The organism is Psychrobacter sp. TB55-MNA-CIBAN-0194 (assembly GCF_040309505.1).
Taxonomy (GTDB): Bacteria; Pseudomonadota; Gammaproteobacteria; order Pseudomonadales; family Moraxellaceae; genus Psychrobacter; species Psychrobacter fozii.
The window spans coordinates 118,401-139,119 of record NZ_JBEOOW010000009.1; the positions used below are offsets into that span (position 1 = coordinate 118,401).

17 protein-coding genes are annotated in these 20,719 nt (G+C 42.1%); 5 read left to right on the top strand and 12 right to left on the bottom strand.

What is annotated here, in order from left to right; genetic code table 11:
- Window positions 1-12 precede the first annotated feature (12 nt).
- From AAEY75_RS11530 to AAEY75_RS11540, 3 genes are all read right to left on the bottom strand, one after another.
- Entirely contained in the window at window positions 13-1,785 is a 1,773-nt protein-coding gene (locus tag AAEY75_RS11530; protein WP_197218161.1) for an AMP-binding protein, read from the bottom strand.
- A gap of 691 nt (window positions 1,786-2,476) precedes the next feature.
- The gene (locus AAEY75_RS11535) at window positions 2,477-4,204 is read right to left on the bottom strand and encodes an AMP-binding protein (protein WP_197218160.1); all 1,728 of its coding nucleotides are present in this window, start codon (window positions 4,202-4,204) and stop codon (window positions 2,477-2,479) included.
- A 349-nt stretch (window positions 4,205-4,553) separates the two neighbouring features.
- The gene (locus AAEY75_RS11540; protein WP_352259652.1) at window positions 4,554-6,362 is read right to left on the bottom strand and encodes a vWA domain-containing protein; all 1,809 of its coding nucleotides are present in this window, start codon (window positions 6,360-6,362) and stop codon (window positions 4,554-4,556) included.
- A gap of 266 nt (window positions 6,363-6,628) precedes the next feature.
- Between AAEY75_RS11540 and parC the strand changes: the two genes are divergently transcribed.
- The 3 genes from parC to AAEY75_RS11555 all read left to right on the top strand — a co-directional run bounded on the left by parC (window position 6,629) and on the right by AAEY75_RS11555 (window position 9,854).
- Window positions 6,629-8,935: a DNA topoisomerase IV subunit A gene (gene parC, locus AAEY75_RS11545; RefSeq protein ID WP_197218158.1), complete on the top strand. Its 2,307-nt coding sequence runs from the start codon at window positions 6,629-6,631 to the stop codon at window positions 8,933-8,935.
- A 183-nt stretch (window positions 8,936-9,118) separates the two neighbouring features.
- The gene (locus AAEY75_RS11550; RefSeq protein ID WP_352259653.1) at window positions 9,119-9,442 is read left to right on the top strand and encodes a hypothetical protein; all 324 of its coding nucleotides are present in this window, start codon (window positions 9,119-9,121) and stop codon (window positions 9,440-9,442) included.
- A 91-nt stretch (window positions 9,443-9,533) separates the two neighbouring features.
- The gene (locus AAEY75_RS11555) at window positions 9,534-9,854 is read left to right on the top strand and encodes a hypothetical protein (protein ID WP_352259654.1); all 321 of its coding nucleotides are present in this window, start codon (window positions 9,534-9,536) and stop codon (window positions 9,852-9,854) included.
- A gap of 272 nt (window positions 9,855-10,126) precedes the next feature.
- Here AAEY75_RS11555 and AAEY75_RS11560 read toward each other — a convergent pair whose 3' ends face one another.
- The 5 genes from AAEY75_RS11560 to AAEY75_RS11580 form a co-directional block, all read right to left on the bottom strand.
- Window positions 10,127-10,951 (bottom strand): YidX family protein, encoded by an 825-nt coding sequence (locus tag AAEY75_RS11560; protein WP_352259655.1) that lies wholly within the window; start codon window positions 10,949-10,951, stop codon window positions 10,127-10,129.
- A 181-nt stretch (window positions 10,952-11,132) separates the two neighbouring features.
- Window positions 11,133-11,612: a BLUF domain-containing protein gene (locus tag AAEY75_RS11565; protein ID WP_352259656.1), complete on the bottom strand. Its 480-nt coding sequence runs from the start codon at window positions 11,610-11,612 to the stop codon at window positions 11,133-11,135.
- Between the two features lie 123 nt (window positions 11,613-11,735).
- Complete coding sequence (locus AAEY75_RS11570) at window positions 11,736-12,200, bottom strand: BLUF domain-containing protein (RefSeq protein ID WP_197102239.1); 465 nt, start codon at window positions 12,198-12,200, stop codon at window positions 11,736-11,738.
- Between the two features lie 250 nt (window positions 12,201-12,450).
- On the bottom strand, window positions 12,451-12,930 hold the full coding sequence (locus AAEY75_RS11575; RefSeq protein ID WP_181416323.1) for a BLUF domain-containing protein: 480 nt from the start codon (window positions 12,928-12,930) through the stop codon (window positions 12,451-12,453).
- 440 nt (window positions 12,931-13,370) lie between these two features.
- The gene (locus tag AAEY75_RS11580; protein WP_352259657.1) at window positions 13,371-13,877 is read right to left on the bottom strand and encodes a hypothetical protein; all 507 of its coding nucleotides are present in this window, start codon (window positions 13,875-13,877) and stop codon (window positions 13,371-13,373) included.
- Window positions 13,878-14,187: 310 nt separating this feature from the next.
- Here AAEY75_RS11580 and AAEY75_RS11585 point away from each other — a divergent pair, with 310 nt between their 5' ends.
- Window positions 14,188-15,024: an HAD family hydrolase gene (locus AAEY75_RS11585; protein ID WP_352259658.1), complete on the top strand. Its 837-nt coding sequence runs from the start codon at window positions 14,188-14,190 to the stop codon at window positions 15,022-15,024.
- A gap of 89 nt (window positions 15,025-15,113) precedes the next feature.
- Here AAEY75_RS11585 and AAEY75_RS11590 read toward each other — a convergent pair whose 3' ends face one another.
- Together AAEY75_RS11590 and AAEY75_RS11595 are read right to left on the bottom strand one after the other, a co-directional pair.
- The gene (locus AAEY75_RS11590) at window positions 15,114-15,377 is read right to left on the bottom strand and encodes a hypothetical protein (RefSeq protein WP_352259659.1); all 264 of its coding nucleotides are present in this window, start codon (window positions 15,375-15,377) and stop codon (window positions 15,114-15,116) included.
- An 89-nt stretch (window positions 15,378-15,466) separates the two neighbouring features.
- Complete coding sequence (locus tag AAEY75_RS11595) at window positions 15,467-16,273, bottom strand: 3-oxoacyl-ACP reductase (protein WP_227686700.1); 807 nt, start codon at window positions 16,271-16,273, stop codon at window positions 15,467-15,469.
- Window positions 16,274-16,588: 315 nt separating this feature from the next.
- On the opposite strand from AAEY75_RS11595, the gene AAEY75_RS11600 reads away from it, so the two are divergent.
- A complete protein-coding gene (locus tag AAEY75_RS11600; protein ID WP_352259660.1) occupies window positions 16,589-17,722 on the top strand; it encodes an ABC transporter substrate-binding protein in 1,134 nt (377 codons plus the stop codon).
- 86 nt (window positions 17,723-17,808) lie between these two features.
- Here AAEY75_RS11600 and AAEY75_RS11605 read toward each other — a convergent pair whose 3' ends face one another.
- Both AAEY75_RS11605 and AAEY75_RS11610 read right to left on the bottom strand, forming a co-directional pair.
- Window positions 17,809-19,023, bottom strand: coding sequence for an FUSC family protein (locus AAEY75_RS11605; RefSeq protein ID WP_197218143.1), 1,215 nt, complete (start codon window positions 19,021-19,023; stop codon window positions 17,809-17,811).
- A gap of 188 nt (window positions 19,024-19,211) precedes the next feature.
- A complete protein-coding gene (locus AAEY75_RS11610; protein WP_197218142.1) occupies window positions 19,212-20,633 on the bottom strand; it encodes a glutamate synthase subunit beta in 1,422 nt (473 codons plus the stop codon).
- Between the last annotated feature and the right edge of the window lie 86 nt (window positions 20,634-20,719).

Genomic DNA, 20,719 nt, shown 5'->3' on the forward strand with positions numbered 1-20,719 from the left:
TTGGTGTTAAATTTATTCTAAACCTTCTATCTTACGCAATTCTTTACGCAGGATTTTGCCCACGTTTGATTTTGGTAATTCATCAACGAACTGAATACTACGCGGACGCTTATAGCCGGTCAGTTGCTTTTTGCCAAAATCGAGTAGCTCTTGCTCTGTCACTTCGCCTTTTTTGACCACAAATAACTTTGGCTCTTCACCGCGATTTTCGTTAGGAACACCAATCGCACCGCACTCCACCACTGCTGGATGCTCGCTCATGGCCTCTTCGATCTCATTCGGATAGACATTAAAGCCAGAGACTAAGATCATATCTTTTTTGCGATCAACGATTTTAATAAAGCCTTTCTCATCCATGATACCGATATCACCGGTTTTAAGGTAACCATTGGCAGTAAAGGTTTCCTTTGTTTCGTCTGGACGGTTTTGATACCCAATCATCACCTGCGGGCCTTTGACACAGATCTCGCCACGGTCACCTAGAGCGACTTCTTTTTCATCATCGTCAATCAGTATCACGTCTGTACTAGAAGCAGGAATACCAATCTTGCCTGTGAATTCAGCAATGGTCATGGGGTTAAAAGCAACCACTGGCGAGGTTTCAGACAGACCATAACCCTCGACGATAGGCAAACCTGTGATTTTATGCCATTCTTTTGCCACGCTTGGTAGTACCGACATACCGCCGCCGATAGAGGCTTTTAGATTAGAAAAGTCTAAATCCGCAAAGCTGTCTTTGTGTACCAAGCCGTTGAATAACGTATTTACCGCAGGAATAAATGATGGTTTATATTTGCCCATCTCTTTAATCAGACCGTCAAGATCACGTGGATTCGGGATAAGTAAACCCGCATAGCCTTGGTACATACCATACATACCGCAAACCATAAATGAGAATACATGATAGAGCGGTAACGCTGTTAAGATAACCTCATCGGCATCAGCATCATCGTCAAATGCACTGTTCATCAACGCACTAATCTGTAGCATGTTAGCCACTAAATTACCATGCGACAGCATTGCCCCTTTAGCCACACCTGTAGTACCACCTGTATATTGCAGCAATGCCACGTCACCTAAATTCAAATCAGGACGCTTATATTTACTAGCAGAAACAGCATTCAAGGCGTGCTTGAAGCTCACACTCTCTGGCAAGCTATAAGCAGGAATCATTTTTTTGATATGGCGCGCAACGAGGTTGACCACTGCTCCTTTGATCGTGCCTAACATATCGCCAATCTTACAAACGATGACGTGCTCGACCTGACCTTTATCTTCTGCTTCTTGATACGTTTTTGCAAAATTCTCTACGATAAATAAAGCCTTTGTGCCACTATCATGCAGCTGATGCGATAACTCACGGCTCGTGTATAAAGGGTTGACGTTGACCAGCACCATACCTGCGCGGATGATACCCAATGCAACCACTGGATACTGCAGGAGGTTAGGCATCATCACCCCGACTTTGTCACCCTTGACCAATCCTAACGACTGTAAGTAGCTGGCAATTTGACGACTAAACAAATCCAATTGCTTAAAGGTAATCGATGCACCCATACAGATATAAGCAGGCTTTTGGCCATAACGGCTAAAATTACGCTCGAACACCTCCAGTAAAGAAGTACTGTCATCCGGCATATCGATAGTAGCCGCAATACCATAGCGCTCATAAGTACCTAACCATGGACTATCACTCGGTATCATCGGCATAGTAGGAAATGCGCTGTCGTTATTATTAGTCGCAGCATTATTGTTTGTGGTCTTTTTATTGGTACTGTCGGTCATAACTTTTCCTAAATGTTGCCGTTAAAAACGTAGAATAATCTAATGGAAACACCATTATTTTGTGGTTGATCAATGACAGCAAAAACTTGTGAATAAGAAACGATGATAAGGTAATAGCATTCGTTATTCACAAGATTTGTAAATCAAAGCGCAATGTTATATCTATGATAAGTGGTGTAATAACTCAACAAGGATAAATCAACAATCACATCTACCAAGTTGATTTTACAAGAAATATAGAGCAAAAATCATATCGTATTATAGTTAAATATAACTATACGCTGATAAGCACTATAGCAGTTTTGCCAAAAATTCTCTATCTATACTAAAGCCTACCCTCAACTCAATCGATGACTATCTATCCAGTCTAACGATGACTAGGCTAATGGTGGCTAGGTTTCGCCAAACCGTATCGAATAGCTGATGAATATCTCGATATTGTCGGCGTCATTGTTTTATTTTGACTTTAATATCTATTATTTGATTACTGCTTTGCAATGAAGACTCACCCTAACAACATCTTAAAGACAAAATAGACGTAAAAAAATGACAAGATAGCATATACGCAATCTTATCATTTTTAGTGGTGACCCTACTCTGTATTACGATTAGTTATGAGCACTGAGTCTATATGAGCATTGAGTCTTTGTAAGCACTCATAACTAGCTTTTGAGTATTGAGTATCAATCAATTAGCCATGGTTTTTTTCTTCAAGCAATCGCAAGTCTTTGCGTAGGATTTTACCCACGTTAGATTTTGGCAATTCATCGATAAACTCAACATGACGAGGACGTTTGTAACCGGTTAGATTTTCTTTACCATAAGCAAGAACTTCTTCAGCGGTCAGGCTAGGATCGTTGCGCACGACATAAATCTTAGGAGTCTCGCCGCTCTTTTCGTCACTAATACCAATGACACCGCACTCTAGAATTTTAGGGTGGCCCGCCATAACTTCTTCAACTTCGTTAGGATAAACGTTGAAACCAGAAACCAAAATCATGTCTTTTTTACGATCAACGATGGTCACGTAGCCATTGTCAGCCATGATACCGATGTCGCCCGTACGGAAGAATCCGTCTGCGGTCATCACTTCGGCGGTAGCATCTTCGCGATTCCAGTAGCCTTTCATAACCTGTGGGCCACGAACACTAATCTCGCCGCGCTCACCAAGCTCTACTTCATTACCAGCATCATCTAAGATGGCAACATCAGTCGCTGGCATCGGCACACCAATAGTACCTGTGAATGTTTTGCTATTGCTAGGGTTAGAGGTCGCAACCGGTGCTGTTTCAGACAATCCATAACCTTGGATAATGATATTACCCGTTACTTGACGCCATTTTTCGGCGGTTGGACTCAGTACTGCCATACCGCCACCCATCGACTGACGTAGCTTGCTATGATCCATCGCGATAAATTCTTCGTTATTAGCAAGCGCGTTGAACAACGTGTTGACCGCTGGAAAGAATGCTGGTGGATTGGCTTTATATGCTTTTAATAAGCTATCAAGATCACGTGGGTTTGGTACTAATAGCACCACACAACCGCGATATAGACCAAACATACCGCACACAGTAAATGAGAAAATATGATACATCGGCAATGCTGTCATAATGACAGGCTGCTCACCTCTTTGATCGAAATCATCAAAAGCGGTGCCCAAAAAGGTATTGGACTGAATTAAATTTGCGACTAAGTTTTTGTGCGTCAGCATCGCGCCTTTTGCCACACCGGTCGTACCACCGGTATATTGTAGGACGGCGATATCATCGAGCGTGATATTGCTTGGGCGTTTATATTTACTCGCAGCGCTATGACTCAGCGCACTTTTGAAGGTGATGCTGTTGCTAATACTATAGGCAGGCACCATTTTTTTCACATGGCGAACGACCGTGTTAACCATGAATCCTTTGAGCGTACCCATCAAATCGCCCATACCTGTAATCACGACTTTATCGACTAGACTACGGCCAATGTCTTGATAGGTTTTAGCGAAGTTTTCGACCATGATCAGCACTTTGGCATCTGAATCGGTCAGTTGATGCTCAAGCTCTCTGGTGGTATATAACGGGTTGACGTTGACTAGGGTGAAACCTGCACGCAGTACTGCAATGACAGAAATTGGCAATTGTAAAATATTGGGCATCATGACTGCAACTTTGTCACCTTTGACCAGTCCTAATGACTGTAGATAGGCAGCCATCTGGCGACTGTATAAATCCACTTCTTTAAAACTTAATGATGAACCCATGCAAATATAGGCAGTCTTGTCACTATTATCCGCAAAGCTTTTTTCAAAAACATCAATGAGTGAGGTATCGTCAGCTGGCATTTCAATGTTGTAATTCAGCCCAAGCTCTTCATACGTTTTTAGCCAAACTTTATCATCACGACGGGTAAAATTTACTTGATTTTCCATAATCTTTTTTCTCCTAGTAATAGTACATTACCGTCAGCGTATACTAATCACAGTGTGATAAACATACGAAATGCCAAGCCTTTGCTGACCATTACGGTGGTAAGCAAAGGCTACGGCGTAATCGTACAGTGCTGAGCAAACAATATAGCGGTAAATAGCCCTTTGTTTATTAACATACACACTTTGTACAAACTACTCAATACAAAAGATTGGTGCTTGAGTTCGCAAACAGGCTTGACGGAAAATAAAATGTTTTATATCAAATGTTTAACTTTAAAAACCAATGAGTTTTTAGCGTTCTATTGGCGAACATTCATCCATAGAAACCCTATGGTTTGTTACTCGTTCATTACTTTGTACTGTCAAGGGCGCTAGCCAGTTCTGTTAAAGTCACAAAGTTACGGCGAGTGCCGTCCTTATCACTGCTTAGCTGACGGGCGAGACTACTTGTCGCTAGCTTAGTACTGTCATTATATTGCCACTCATTAATGTACTCACTTTGAGTTAAGCGTTGACCAAAACCTGCCACCGCCATTGCAAACTGAGTATCAGCGTTGGCTTTGTCCAGAGAGTGGCTGTCATTATTAATTGGTTGACTAAGCAGTTTAGACGTATCACCTGTAGGCGCTTTATAGCGAATTTTTAGATAACCAAGCTCATTGGCTTGCTGTTTGCTGTTTACCTTAACAGTGGCATTGCTGTCAGTATAACGACGATCACTGTATAGACCTTTTTGTCCTTTTGGTGTCACTTCAAATAGTGCGATAACCGCTTTACCTGCACCTAGCTCGCCTGCATCGACTTTATCATTATTAAAGTCTTGCTCATTAAGCACGCGATTTTCATAGCCAATCAAACGCCATTCACTCACGACATCAGGGTTGAACTCGATTTGTACTTTTACATCTTTGGCGACCGTATTAAAGGTCGCAGCCAACTCATCACCAAAGACTTTTTTGGCCTCGGTCAGACTATCGATATAACTGTAGTTACCATTACCATTGTCAGCCATTTGTTCCATCATATGGTCGTTGAGATTGCCACGCCCAAAGCCAACGGTAGATAGTGAGATACCACGCTCACGATTGGATTTGACCAAATCCAGCATATCATCGACATCACTGATACCGACATTAAAATCGCCATCGGTCAGCATCATGATACGATTGATACCGTCTTTCTTCATCGCTTGCTCAGCTTGACGATAAGCCAGTTTCAACGCGTCTTCTCCGTTGGTGGAACCTGAGGCATTTAACCCCTCAATCGCGGTGAGTATTTTTGCTTTTTGATCACCACTGGTCACAGGCAATGCCACACTGGTGCTGCCCGAATAAGTAACGATACTGATGCTGTCTTGAGCGCGCATTTGCTCCGTCAATAGTTTAAGAGACGACTGCGCCAATGGTAGCTTGTCGCGCGATGACATAGAGCCTGATACATCTACCAAAATCACTAGGTTAGCAGCGGGCATGGCTTGATTGGCACTTTTATTAGACCAACTGTTATCCACGGCTTTGATACCCACTTTGACAATCTTGTTGTCTTGATCGGCTCTATCCCAAGGCGAATCGACCACTTCAGTGGCGACGACAAATGGTGCATTACCGAGGCGTTTACCATCATCAAACTGATAGTTAAAATAGTTAATCAACTCTTCTACCCGTACCGCATTGACGGGTGGCAACTGACCTTCATTTAGATAGCGGCGCACATTGGCATAGCTGCCCGTATCGGTATCGATAGACAAAGTAGAGACCGCCATATCCGTCGTGCGATGTACAGGATTGGCCTCATTTTTTTGATAGTTATCATTGGCTTCTGGCGTGATACCGATGGGTTCAGGTCTGACCATAGATGGTGACATTGAAGAGGGTGATGCTGGGCTTCTCAGTATTATGAAAGGGTCAGGAGCTCTCATCTCAGAGACTAGTGACGTATTTGATACTGCAACTGCACGGCGTGGTTTTTTCATCGTAGTACTACTTGAGGTTTCTACCATCGGCTTGGGTGCTATCTGCTTAGATACTGTCTGCTGTGAGCTACAAGCACTCAATCCAACACTGGCGATAATACCCAACAGCAGCGTGTGCTTGGTTAAATGATAAGTGCACGCACGCGATAACGCACTTGATGGATAGACAGATGACGCAGATAACATAGTAACTACTCCGTATAATAGACAGATGGCAAAATTTTCAAAGACAACACAGTCATCAAAAGTTGAATTAACTATACTTCACCTGTTTTGTAAAAGCTATCAACCAAAATGCTATACAGAAACCCAATGAAGCACGTCACGACCTGTCGTCTATTCTGACTTATACCTTTTTAATTCTGCCAATTTCCTTTACGATAGCACTATCTTATTTGCACGCTTGAACCAATTATTTATACCTATTAAAACTGATAAGTGAATCCTATTTTATGTCTGATGTTATTGATAATACGATTGCCCCAATCATTCCCACTGAACCAATGGATACCCGCTCAGTCGCAGAGTTCACTGAGCAGGCCTATCTCAACTATGCCATGTACGTCATCATGGATCGGGCGCTGCCAAATATCGCTGATGGTCTAAAACCAGTACAGCGCCGCATCGTCTATGCGATGAGCGAGCTAGGCCTAAAATCAACTGCCAAAGCCAAAAAATCGGCACGTACGGTCGGTGACGTGTTGGGTAAATACCATCCGCATGGTGACAGCGCTTGTTATGAAGCGATGGTGCTCATGGCGCAGCCGTTCAGCTATCGCTATCCGCTCATCACAGGTCAAGGTAACTGGGGTAGCCCTGATGATCCAAAATCCTTTGCGGCTATGCGTTATACCGAAGCCAAAATGTCAGCTTATGCCAATACGTTGCTCGCAGAGTTAGGTCAAGGTACAGTCGATTGGCAAGATAACTTTGACGGTACGATGCAAGAGCCAACCACCCTACCTGCCCGCCTACCTAACATACTATTAAACGGTACAACAGGCATCGCGGTCGGTATGGCAACCGATATTCCACCGCATAACCTTAATGAAGTGGTACGCGCGGCCATTCGTCTGCTCAAAAACCCTGAACTGTCGGTTAAGCAGCTTACGCAGTCAATACCAGCACCTGATCTGCCAACACCTGCTGAAATTATTACCAGTAAAAAAGACTTACAAGCGATGTACGAGACTGGTCGTGGTAGCTATAAGATGCGCGCGACGTTCCATGTTGACTCTAAAGAAAAGAATCTCGTCATCATTGATGCGCTACCTTACCAAGTCTCAGGTAATAAAATCCAAGAGCAAATCGCCAAGCTCATGACCGATAAAAAGCTGCCTTGGATTACCGATATTCATGATGAGTCAGATCACGAAAATGCCTGCCGTATCGTGCTTGAGCTAAAATCAACCCGAGTCGATGTCGCTCGCGTCATGAGCCATCTGTTTGCTAGTACGGAGCTTGAGAGTAATTACCGTGTCAACATGAATATGATTGGCCTAAACGGTAAGCCGCAGGTCAAAAACCTAAAAGAAATATTGGAAGAGTGGCTCGTCTGTCGCCGTTCAGTGGTCACGCGCCGCTTGCAATATCGCCTCGATAAAATTGATAAACGCTTACACATCTTGGCAGGCTTGCTGATTGCTTATCTTAATATTGATGAAGTGATTCGCATCATTCGTGAAGAGGAAGATCCAAAAGCAACATTGATGCAGGATTATGATCTGACTGATATTCAAGCAAATGCTATCTTGGATATTCGTCTGCGCCAACTGGCAAAGCTAGAAGAGATTGAGCTGCGCCGCGAGCAAGATGAACTGGCTGCTGAACGCGCCATCATTCAAGAGTATTTGGACAACCCAGACAGTCTGACCAATCTGATGATTGACGAGCTGACAGCCGATATGAAAGAACATGGCAATGAGCGCGTATCACCATTGGCAGAGCGCGAAGAAGCGCAAGCATTAAAAGAGTCAGACCTCGTACCTAGCGAGCCTGTCACCGCTATCCTATCGAAGGCTGGCTGGATTCGCGCAGCCAAAGGCCATGATGTCGATGCTGCTGGCATGAGTTATCGTTCAGGTGATAGCTATCAAGCACACGTGCGCGGTAAATCCAATGAAAAAATCTACGTGCTCGACAGCACTGGTCGCAGCTATAGCATTGACGCGCACAATCTCGCATCGGCTCGTGGTCAAGGCGACCCACTAACCAGTGTGTTAAAGCCACCAGCAGGTGCCAGCTTTGAGCAGCTACTAACGGGTGCTGACGATCAACGCATCATACTCGCCAGCTCGGCAGGTTATGGTTTTATCAATACCGTTGGTAATCTAGATAGCAATCAAAAAGCAGGTAAAAATATCATTAATCTAGCGGCTGATAGTCGCTTGCTCCCTGTTGCGCGTATCGATGCGCCAGTAGATTCGACTGCCAATACTGACGGTGAAAATAGCAATACAAGTGTGGCACCTGACCATGTCGCCGTCACGACCAATGCAGGATACTTACTGATATTTGGCCTCGATGATTTGCCTGAACAGGCGCGCGGTAAAGGCAACAAACTTATCAAGTTAAAAGACGGCGAAGAGGTACTTACTATCACGCCACTCAGTCAGCAAGACAGCCTTGTCATTACCGCTGGCAAACGCCATGTGACACTCAAGCCAAATGATTTGGCTAACTATACGGGTGTGCGCGGCAATCGCGGTGGTCAATTGCCAAGAGGCTTTCAGAATGTGACGAGTGTTGAGGTTGGTTAGCGTTACTGATTTGTCTGGTATGACTCACGGTAATAATACCCACTCTGTTACCGTGAATAAATCGGATAGGTACTTTAAGAAGATTAACGCTAACTATTGGTGAAAATAATATAAAAAACATCTTATATTAGGCTACAATAGTTCGCTAATAATTTGGGTTGTTAAATGGTGTAGGCCTATACTATGAACGTAGAAGATATCGCTTCTGGACAAAAAATTGTTATTTATTCGATTGTAGCCAATTTTTTGGTAGGTGTGTCACAACACAGTGCGCCTGAACTGGGTGTTATCGTCATTGTGTTCTCTTTGCTGGTAACTGCTGCTGCAATTTACGGTGCTTATCGTCTTTGTACAGGGCTGGATTATTCTGTCGGTATCAAGGTTTTAGTCATCGTACTTTTATTTGTTCCATTCATCAACCTTATTACACTTATTGTCTTAAGCGTAAAAGGTACGAAAGTGTTGCGTCAAGCAGGATATGAGGTCGGTTTTTTCGGGGTAAAATAAGCGCGTAAGGTGCGTGCCACGCACCGATGAGATTAACATTAAAAAAATCGCACACTGGACGCGACCTACGACTTAAATTATTAGTGACTATATGAAAATTTTAGCGACAGTTGTATCTTTTTTATTTTTATTCTGCGCACTTGCAGGAATTTTCGTCATTCCCACTTTTGAAGAGTTATATAGAAGCTTTGGTGTTGATATACCAGTCTTTACTAAGGTAGTATTAAGTACTCATAAATACTGGCTAGGGTTGTCTTTGATCCCAATACCCTTGGTTTACTTGTCGGAACAGTCAAAAAAATGTCAAGCTATCATCGTATTTTTTCTCTTAGCTTTGGCTATTCTTCTTATTCCTTTGACCATTGTTGCTCTTTATCTACCTATTTACGAACTGGGTAAAGTAGTTGGTTAAATTATAGCAACAAACATAGGCTATGCTTTTAGCATGTAGGGCGGATTAGCTAATGTAGGGGAAGTTTCACGCACTGATTATACAAACAAAATTCAAAAAGGTGCGTGAAAAGCACCCTCCAACTGCTAACATTTAAAGCTCACAATATTTTTAACAAAAAGCCGCCTATACACAATGTATAAACGGCTTCTTGGTGCTAATTAAAACAAATAACTATTCTGTGCATTAATAACACCATACCTGCCTTATTTCCCTACTAAATCTCTTAAAATTTAGTAACCATCTACCAAAGCTCTTTTAAGAACTAGAAAACCTATAGCTTGGATAGGAAGAGTAACTATGTCTACTGCCACACTCACTGGCAACAAAGCAATGCCAAGCTTATTAGTATTATCCCTAGCTCTCCAATTTTCATTCAATTGAATAGTCATAGGTTGCTTTAGCTTATGGTTTATCTGATCAATATTCTGTACCGCAGAAGCTACTGTGAGCTCAATGTACACTGGACGCTGACAGGCTAGACTTTGTTGTTCAGCGATGACTGATGTCTGACACTTAAAACCAAAATTTTCCAACTGTGGCTGCTCATTATTCTTTACTTCATTTGTCAGCTTTGCATACACTAGATTGATACGGGTTGATATATTTTTAACTTGACTGGATCTATCTCTATCTCTATCTACATCAAGAATTAACTCATTTGAATCAGCTTGGGTTTTTTTCTGAATATCACGAGTTCCGTATTCTCTCTGTGCATCGGAGTCAGAGTAATAGGATGATGGATTAGTATCGATATATAATGAGCCTAAATCCACTTGTGTGAAAATTCTTTTAAATAGATCTGACGAGGTGTCAGCAGAAACAACAGGTTGCACTAAAAAGCTATAGTTTTTACCTGCCAAAATCATGGCGTCCTCATAGCCTTGTATTGGCTTATTAGGATACCCCACTGCAATAACACTCTCAGATAAGACATTTTTTGTATGGTTTTTCATGCTGTCACTTTTAGTATAATCTGAAAGGGCAGTAGTCGCGCAACCGTTTAATACGATTGATGATCCTAAAAGCGTTACGAGCAATAGAGACAGTTTCTTCATACATATAATCCGTTTAAGTTATTCAAATAGCAAATGCCTCAGATGATAATACACAACATATGTAGAATTAAAATATTTAATTTTAAAATCTATAAATATGAGATATCGAAAACAAAAAAAGCCGCCTATACGATGTAATGTATAGACGGCTTTTTTACGCCAATCAAAATAGAGAAATTATCTAAGACTTATTGGATTCGGTATCCGCAAAGATCGCTTTCAAAAAACTTGTAATCTGAGTACTTTTCATTAGATAAGGATTAAAGTCAGCACCTGCTGAGAAGCTTTTTAGGGTATATTCTTCGTCTTCTACGCTTGATGTTAAATATTTTAATAAAAACCCATCCCATCTACGTACTTCTACTTCTTCAACCATACTGAGATGAGGTCCTAGGTGAGAATATTCATTGATCAATTTTACTAATATTTCATTGATAAGAGGTCTTGGACCTTCGATATTTTGAATGAAGTAATTGTCATTAACCACAAGCGCTGAGGTTACACCACTTTTTTCATTGTTTCTTCGCCATTGCTCAAGCAAACGAGCCAATTCTACTCCATTATTACTGTCACTATTTTTGCCAATATACGTTAGGCTGAGAATAATATGCTCACCATGTCTTTTTCTATTTTCTGAAGGTGGGCTGGTAGCGATATGCATAAGAAACCTTATTTATAAAAAATTTATCTAAATCAAAAGATACTTTATAGACGGCTTTTTTATGCTGGTTAGAGCAGATGGCCTTTATACTGAGCGCATACTACGCGTTTACAATTTTCTGAATTAACCGTCTTCAAAAATCACTTTAAAAAAGCTTTCAATCTGAGTGCTTTTCATTAGATAAGGGTTGAAGTCAGAACCTGCTGAGAAGCTTTTTAAGGCATATTCCTCATCTTCGACACTTTCCGTCAGGTGTTTGGTTACGAACCCATCCCACCGAAGCGCTTCTATTTCCTCCAGCTTAACAATATTAGGGAGAATCTTGAAATGCTCATCAATTATCTTCGCTAGAGCAGTATTGACAGCTGGTCTTGAACCTTGAATATTTTGAACAAAATAACCGTCATTGATAACAAGCGCTGAAACTAACCCACTTTCCTCAAAGTATCTTCGCCACTGCTCAAGAGCACGAGTCAATTCTATACCTGTTTTCATTTCGATGTTTTTACCGATATACGTTAGGCTAATCAGAACATGCTCGCCATGTCTTTTTCTATTTTCTGAAGTTTGACTTGTCGTTATGTGCATAAGAAAATCCATTTATATAATAGTTATATAAATTAATATACACTCTATTATAAGGTGTAATCAATAAAACTCTTGGTAATTGACCCGTTTCTTATCGTCTACACCTTAAAATGATACGACAAAAATAGGAATCACCAAAAAGCCGCCTACACACATATATAGACGGCTTTTTTATTCTAGCTATAATAAATAACTATCCTAAGAGACAAATACTTAAGAAATAAATATCTAGGAAATAAATGCAGCGCATTTAAAATTTATTAGATTCAGTATCTTCAAATACCGCCTTCAAAAAGCTTTCAATCTGAGTACTTTTCATGAGATAGGGATTGTAGTCAGAACCTGCCGAGAAGCTTTTTAGAGCATACTCTTCATCTTCAATGCTTGATGTTAGATGCTTGACTAAAAACCCATTCCATTGACGCGACTCTATTTCCTCTATATTAACAATGTTAGGAAAGATGCTTGAATGCTCGTCAAGTATTTTTTCTAAAGCAGTATTAATAGCAGGCCTTGTTCCTTGAAAACTTTGAACGAAATAACCTTCACTAATAACCAAGGCTGAAACTATATTATTTTCTTCAAAATATCTGCGCCAATACTCAAGTGCGCGAGTCAGCTCAATTCCCGAATCTAGGTCGACATTTTTGGCGATATATGTCATATGGATAAGAATATGCTCGCCATGTCTTTTTCTATTTTCTGGAGGTTGGCTTGTCGTTATATGCATAAGAAAATCCATTTATAAAAAATTAATCCAAATTGATAGATACTTTAAAATAAAATACAATCAATAATATTTTTAGCTTCCAATGACTCTTTATAATCTACCATGACTTTGTTCTGTGATGACATTAGATTTTAGTGAGATAATATACCGGCATCTATCAGAGTACAATTGTACTATAAAACCAGACACAACCAGTGCAATATCATTATTCTAATAACTATAATGTCTAATCTGTATTTTCCTATAGTCCTGCCTTTACCCTAACATACGACTGACCCACGCTTATGGATTGCATTAGATGCTGCAAGTATCAGGCCAATCGTCGCCTATTCACTAAGCTAGCACATCTTATAGATAGATGGCACTTAGCTTACTACCATGAAAAAGCCGCCTACACACTACTTAGACGGCTTTTTACGCTGACTAAAGTGCCCAATCGACTAATACCGACCCATCTCAATTGTCGTCTCAGCAGTCATCATATCGCCCTGCCATGACTGCACATCTATCGTATACAAATGATCTTTACCGCCTGAACAGGGTGGCTTGTATGCGCCGCGGACATCGCCCTGACGGCTACGGTATTCAGCCACCATCTCCACACCGACTGGCACTTCATAAGTGTGACCAAACACGCGTGGCACCTCGACACTGGTTTTGCCCTCTGACAATGCGTAGCTGACAATTCCATGCCCGCCCTTTTGCATACGTTTGTTACTCACATCGTTGTAGACAAAGACTAAGCTATCAGCTCCATCAGGGATGTTTGAGACCGTCATACTTGGCGTGGCTGGGCTCTTGCCACCGTAATCTAGGCACTGTTGGCCTTCAGGTATGTGATCAGCATTCCACGTCTTATCATTAAACGTGACATCCATCGCAAAGGTACTGGTAGACAAAGCGACTGCACTTAAGGCGACCACTTTTTTTAAGGTAAAAACTTTCATAAGCATTCCTTTAGACAGTTGGTGTATTAGCGCAGACAAGAAATGTCATTCTTTGACCAATCATAAAACCTATGAAACATAATTAATGATAACTTTATAATAGATAATTGTTGTTAAGTTAATTGTGTCTTTTAAAGAGTTTTGTTAATCCTTTGAATTAAAAAGAAATAAGATTCAGAATAGTAGACCTATCTCAGCTCACCAAGCAAGATCATCTATGGGTAGGTTACCTTATAGCTATGGTCTTCCTTCACGTGGTTATAGTAGTATTTAGGTCACTGACCCCTGAATAAAAAACAATAGGATCATCATGTTTGTTGAAGATAAAACGGCCACAGAAATTATGGCTCAGAGCACACCCATACCTATGCCCAAAATCATATTTTTTGATATCGATGATACGCTCAGCCGCAACGGTATTATCGCTGAGCATAACCAAGCGACGTTGAAGCAGCTTGCTGAGACTGATATCAAACTAGTGATATCAACAGGACGCTCCAAAGCAATATTGCCAGATGACATCTTAGCGTTGCTAGCGTCAAATGTGCTAGATGCTATTATTTGTATGAATGGACAATATAGCTTCGATAATAATGGCCGAATTAGCCATTACCCGCTGTCCACAGAACAAACGGATAAAATTGCAAACCTGTGCCTAAAAGGCGACTTTATCCATAAATTTGATTCAGCGACTCATATCGCTTGGTCAGGTGAAAACGAGCGTTTGCGTGAGTTCAATGCCATCACGCCCAACTCTATCGTTGCCCCTGATTACTATAAATCAAACACGGTGTATCAATGTTCTGTTTTCTTCAATAGTCAAGAAGACAAAATGCAAGACATTGACTTTGCTCAATACGATCTAAAACTGGTACATTGGCATCATATTGGCGCCGATATATTGCCAATAGAAGCATCCAAAGCACGAGGTATCAAAGATGTGTGCAAATACTATGACGTAGATGCAAGCGAGTGCATGGCATTTGGCGACGGTATGAATGACATAGAGATGTTTGATCTGGTCGGGTTTGCCGTGGCCATGGGAGATGCGCAACCCGCTCTGATAGAACGTGCTGATTTCGTCACTGGGACGATTGAAGAATATGGCATACAGACAGTGCTTAATCAGTTGGAAACAGCATCATAAAGATATTTTCTAGAATCATTAAAAAGCCCTTGTCAGATACTGACAAGGGCTTTTTAATGACGTTCTTTTGCGAAAGGCTCTTAGAACACTTACTGCTTACCTACTACCAAACCATAAACCCAGCTGCCAATTTTATAGAACCCTACAACGATAAGAATAAGCACTACTGCTGCTAGCACGTAAGCTAGCCAGTTGGGTACACCACTCAACCAGCCAATCGTAAAGGTCAGACCCATATAAGTCTCAACTGGCCAATTCACCATAGGTATCGGTGAGCCAGAATTAAGCAATGTCATAAAGCCAACGATAGCCAGCGTAGCAGTGACGACTCCAACACCTTGACGAGTATTCATTTTATCCCTTCTACAAATCCAATCAAACGTTAAGGCATCGGTTAAGGCATCGGTTAAGGCATCGGTTAAGGCATCGGTTAAGGCGTCAGTTAAGGCATGGTCAAGCCACCATCAACAGCGATGGATTGTCCTGTGATAGCTGCACTCAAGTCAGAGGCCATGAGCAACACTGAATTGGCAAAATCAGCTACTGAGGTCGCTTGTCGTAATGGTGTAGTCGTTGCAATATAATCAAATACCTCTTCTGTCGTCAGACTGCTCGCATCAGTCGTCTTTAAGAGACCGCCTGCTAGCAGATTGACTCGGATACCATATTGCCCCAGTTCAGACGCCAAGTTACGTGTCAGCCCAATGAGTGCGGACTTAGCAGTGGTATAGTCGTAATAAGTAACCACCGGATTATAGACAAGGTTGGTTGAAATATTGATAATCTTGCCCATCTTCTGCGCTTTCATTTGCGGCAATACCGCTTGCACCGTGTTGACTGCACCCTTAACGATGCCATCCATCTGCTGAGAGAAATGCGCCCAGTTAACCGTTTCTATACTGGTGTAATCTGCACTAGGATTGAACTGGTAACTCGGTAAGGCATTATTGACCAATATATCAATACGTCCATGAAGAGTGATGACTTCAGCTGCCATTGCTTGTACTTGCTCAAGCTCGGTCACGTCCGCCTGATAAGCAAATGCTTGGCCACCTGTCGCGATGATATCAGCCACTACCGCTTCGGCAGCATCTTTACTGTTCAGGTAATTGACACACACATTGGCCCCTGCTGCGGCCATCTGTTTAGCGATTTGCGCGCCAAGACCACGGCTAGCACCTGTGACAATAGCAACTTTGTCTTTGAGAAGCATTGGAATTACTGCACCTACTGAGTGGCTATGAGTCATGAGATTGCATCCTTTATTATTATGTAGCGCGCCATGAGAAGAGGTTTTATGGCACATTCATTACAAATTCGCACTTATCATAGCATGATTATATACCGTCATTAGGCTGAGCAAACCTAACCTTATATCTCGTATCAAGCCTCTATTATTGACGGAAAATCAGCACTTCATCACAGCAACTTGCATCGACTGCCTTAATTGCCCTTTAAATCACTGAAACAAATAGCCATAATAGTGTAACTATCTATATTAAGTAGCATTTATCAATCGGTACTTTTCACTGATTGGCATCATTCTTTGTTTAGGAGAGATATTTTGACCCGTTCATCACCCCGTTCGTCATCGAGCATGTCGGCTCGTATTGGCCGCATCGTACCAAAAGCACTATTGACCATGGCTGTTGGCTTTGCACTTGCCAGCTGTAGCAACTCTGACAATGCCGCTGCTGATGGCAGTACCGCTGCGAGCAATGAGACGCTTAACTTATACAACTGGTCAGAGTATATGCCACAAGAAATTCTTGATGGTTTTGAAGAAGAGACTGGCATTTCGGTAAATTACACCACTTTTGATTCTAACGAAGCGATGTATGCCAAGCTGAAACTTCTCGATGACTCTAGCCAATATGATTTGGCTATTCCATCGACGTATTATGTCGAAAAAATGGCAAAAGAAGGACTGTTACAAGAGCTCGATAAATCTAAATTAAGCAACTTTAAAAATCTAGATACGTCATTTACCAATACCAAAGTAGACCCAGAGAACAAGTACTCTATCCCTTATATGTGGGGCAGCACTGGTCTAGCGATTAATGGTGATAGCGTTGATCCTGCGACTGTAAATAGTTGGAATGACTTATGGCGTCCTGAATTCAAAGGTCAAGTCATGCTGATGAATGACATGCGCGAAGTGTTTGGTATGGCATTACTCACGCTTGGCTACTCGGGCAACAGCACCGATCCTAAAGAGATTGAAGCAGCTTATAATAAGCTCACGACCATAATGCCAAATGTGAAAACCTTTAACTCAGATGCCTCACGTATGCCATATATGGAGGGTGAAACCTCAGTGGGTATGACATGGAATGGCGAAGCGGTAATCGCCAATGATGAAGGTCTAACCAGCTTGGTTTATAAATATCCTAGCGAAGGCGCAATCTTATGGATGGACAACTTTGTCATTCCAAAAAACGCCAAACACGTTGATGCCGCGCATAAATTCATCGACTACCTATTACGCCCTGAAAACTCGAAAATCGTTAGTGAAGAGATTGGTTATGCTTCACCAAATATTGCAGCACGTGAGATGATGCCAGATGATGTGAAGAACAACCCTACCATCTACCCTCCTCAAGAAGTATTGGCCAAAGCTGAGTTTCAAGAAGATGTCGGTGATGATGCCTTGCAGCTTTATCAGCAGTATTGGGATAAGCTAAAAACGGGACGTTAGTTACTGTTTTCTCCTTCGTTCTGAAGATCGAAAAGATAAATAAGATCAAAAAAACGCTGACTTTAGATAGTCAGCGTTTTTTTGCGTTATAAATGCAAATCTCCCTCTCCGCCCTGCTCTTTCATTCTACGCTGCTCACGGCGTTGATAGCCAAGCCCAGATGCCGCATACCATTGTGGCTTAGTCGTTTGTAACAACTCACTCATCTGCTGTAGTTGAGTCTGTAACGTTTGAGTCAACCAAAAGTACCCCTGCCATTCAAACGCTAGATGCTTGACACTTGGATATTCTGAAACAGCAATACGAGTAATGGGTCGGAACACTTCATCACTGGGACTGCGCAATACTGCTGCTATGTGCTGCATGGCTTGTGTCAGTTCACTCTGATAATGTATCAATAAGATATGATTGTCATCATCGATTTCAATGTTTGCCAAACGTGGAGCGGCACTCAATAACAAATCAATGGTGCCGATGATATTACGGTGAGTACGTTGAATGGTCTCCAGCGTTGTCTTGTTAATGCCTGATTCACTGGCAGTCGCCGCGATATGCGGGCGAACGGCTAACAGACGCTTATTAATCTGTTGTAATGCGTTGACCAACGTCTGATTTACAGGTACACCGTCATCAGGAAAGACAACGGAGTTGGGCTTTGTATTCACGTTGTCTGGGATATCATCAGTCGCGTCATCAATATGCTTGCCCACACCAGCATACAAGTTGCTACAGGCATCGAGATTACTGCTCAATAGAAATCGCCACATCAACGTCGATTTCAGTGGCAAGATAAGTGTCACGGCTACCGAAACGCCCGTACCTAATAAGATATTCAGCGCACGATAAATCCCGTCTTGACTCATATTGCTTTGCCCCAAATTTGAGACAATCATCAACATCGTGATACCCGTCAGTAGACCTGTATAACCAAGCTTTCGGACGGCTAAATAACCGATGAAGCCACTCACCAAACCAATCAGCGCATAATAGACCCATGTCCATGCATTCACACTGTCGCTAAACCACAGAATACTAAAAGCGGCGACAATACCTAATAGCGTACCAAGTATCCGCTCTTTAGCTTTCGTATAAATAGCACCTTGATACTGCAATAGACCTAAAATGATGAATACGGTGATGGTCGTCCATTCACCATGTGGAAAACCAGTAAGGACATTGACTAGCAAGGCCAATATTACAGCCACACCTAAGCGTATAGCATGCAAAACATCTGCATATTGATAACGGACGTAAGGCTCAACAAACGGAGCAGACACACGCTGCCAAAGGATTGATTTCACGCAAGGTTACTCTTTTTAGTTGATAGGCAGGATGAATGATAAAAACCATAAGTTACTAACGGACATGCTAGCAGCCGCGACTCTATTTACAAAGTAATAATCAAAAAAAACGCCTCTTGCCTATCGAAAGACAAAAGACGTTCACGTTCAGAGTTCACTGATATCTAACTGAATTTAGATAAAGCTAACTACACTTCTAAGAAATCCAATATACCTTCAGCAGCCTCACGACCTTCCCAAATAGCGGTCACGACTAGGTCAGAACCACGTACCATATCACCACCTGCAAATATTTTAGGATTGTTGGTTTGGAACTTAAAGGTTTGCTTTTCTGCTGCCAATACTCGACCTGAGCTATCCATTGAGACTTGCTGCGCTTCAAACCAATCAGCAGGGCTAGGACGGAAGCCGAACGCCATAATAACTGCATCACAAGGGATGATTTCTTCTGAATTAGGAATCGGCTCAGGACGTTGACGACCACGGTTGTCTGGTGCACCTAGATGCGTAGTGACGACCTTCACCCCATTAACCTTACCGTTCAAGCCAATAATTTCAGTTGGCTGACGGTTAAATAAGAACTCGACACCTTCTTCGCGAGCATTGACCACTTCGCGGCGTGAGCCTGGCATATTTTCTTCATCACGGCGATACGCACAAACCACTTTTTCAGCACCTTGACGAATACTGGTACGGTTACAGTCCATCGCTGTATCTCCGCCGCCTAGCACAACCACTTTTTTGCCTTTAAAATCGATATACTCTTCAGGGTTCTTTTCCCAATCATTACAACGATTCACATTAGCAATTAGGTAGTCTAGCGCATCATATACGCCTTCTAACTCTTCTCCAGCAAAACCGCCACGCATATACGTATAAGTGCCCATACCCATAAACACGGCATCGTACTCGCTTAATAGCTCATCAATGCTGATATCAGTACCGATTTCTGTCTCAAGACGGAACTCCATCCCCATGCCTTCAAAGATGACGCGACGATTGCGCATGACATCTTTTTCCATTTTAAATTCTGGAATACCAAATGTAAGCAAGCCGCCAATTTCAGGACGCTTATCGAACACAACTGGCTTCACACCGTTTCTTACTAAGATATCTGCACAACCGAGACCCGCTGGCCCTGCACCAATGATAGCGACTTTTTTGTCTGTCCAAACCACATCAGACATATCTGGACGCCAGCCAAGGGCAAACGCCGTGTCATTGATGTATTTTTCGACATTACCAATCGTCACAGCCCCAAAGCCATCGTTCAATGTACAGGCACCTTCACACAAGCGATCCTGTGGACAGACGCGTCCACATACCTCAGGCAACGTGTTGGTACGGTGACATAACTCAGCAGCTTGAAATATCTGGCCTTCAGTTGCCAGTTTCAGCCAGTTAGGAATGTAATTATGTACTGGGCATTTCCATTCACAGTACGGGTTTCCGCACTCAAGACAACGATGTGACTGCTGTGCCACCGCTTCATTTTCAAATGGTTTATAAATTTCGACAAACTCTGTCGAACGGGTTGCGATGTCTTTTTTGGTTGGCTCAAGACGTGGTACATCTAAAAACTGAAAACTATTTTCTAAGCGTTTTGCCATGATGCTATCTCTCTATAGTGGGCGGTGACAGCCTTTGATGACTGATTCATTTGACATATAAGATATGAATATCATTGCTGTCACTT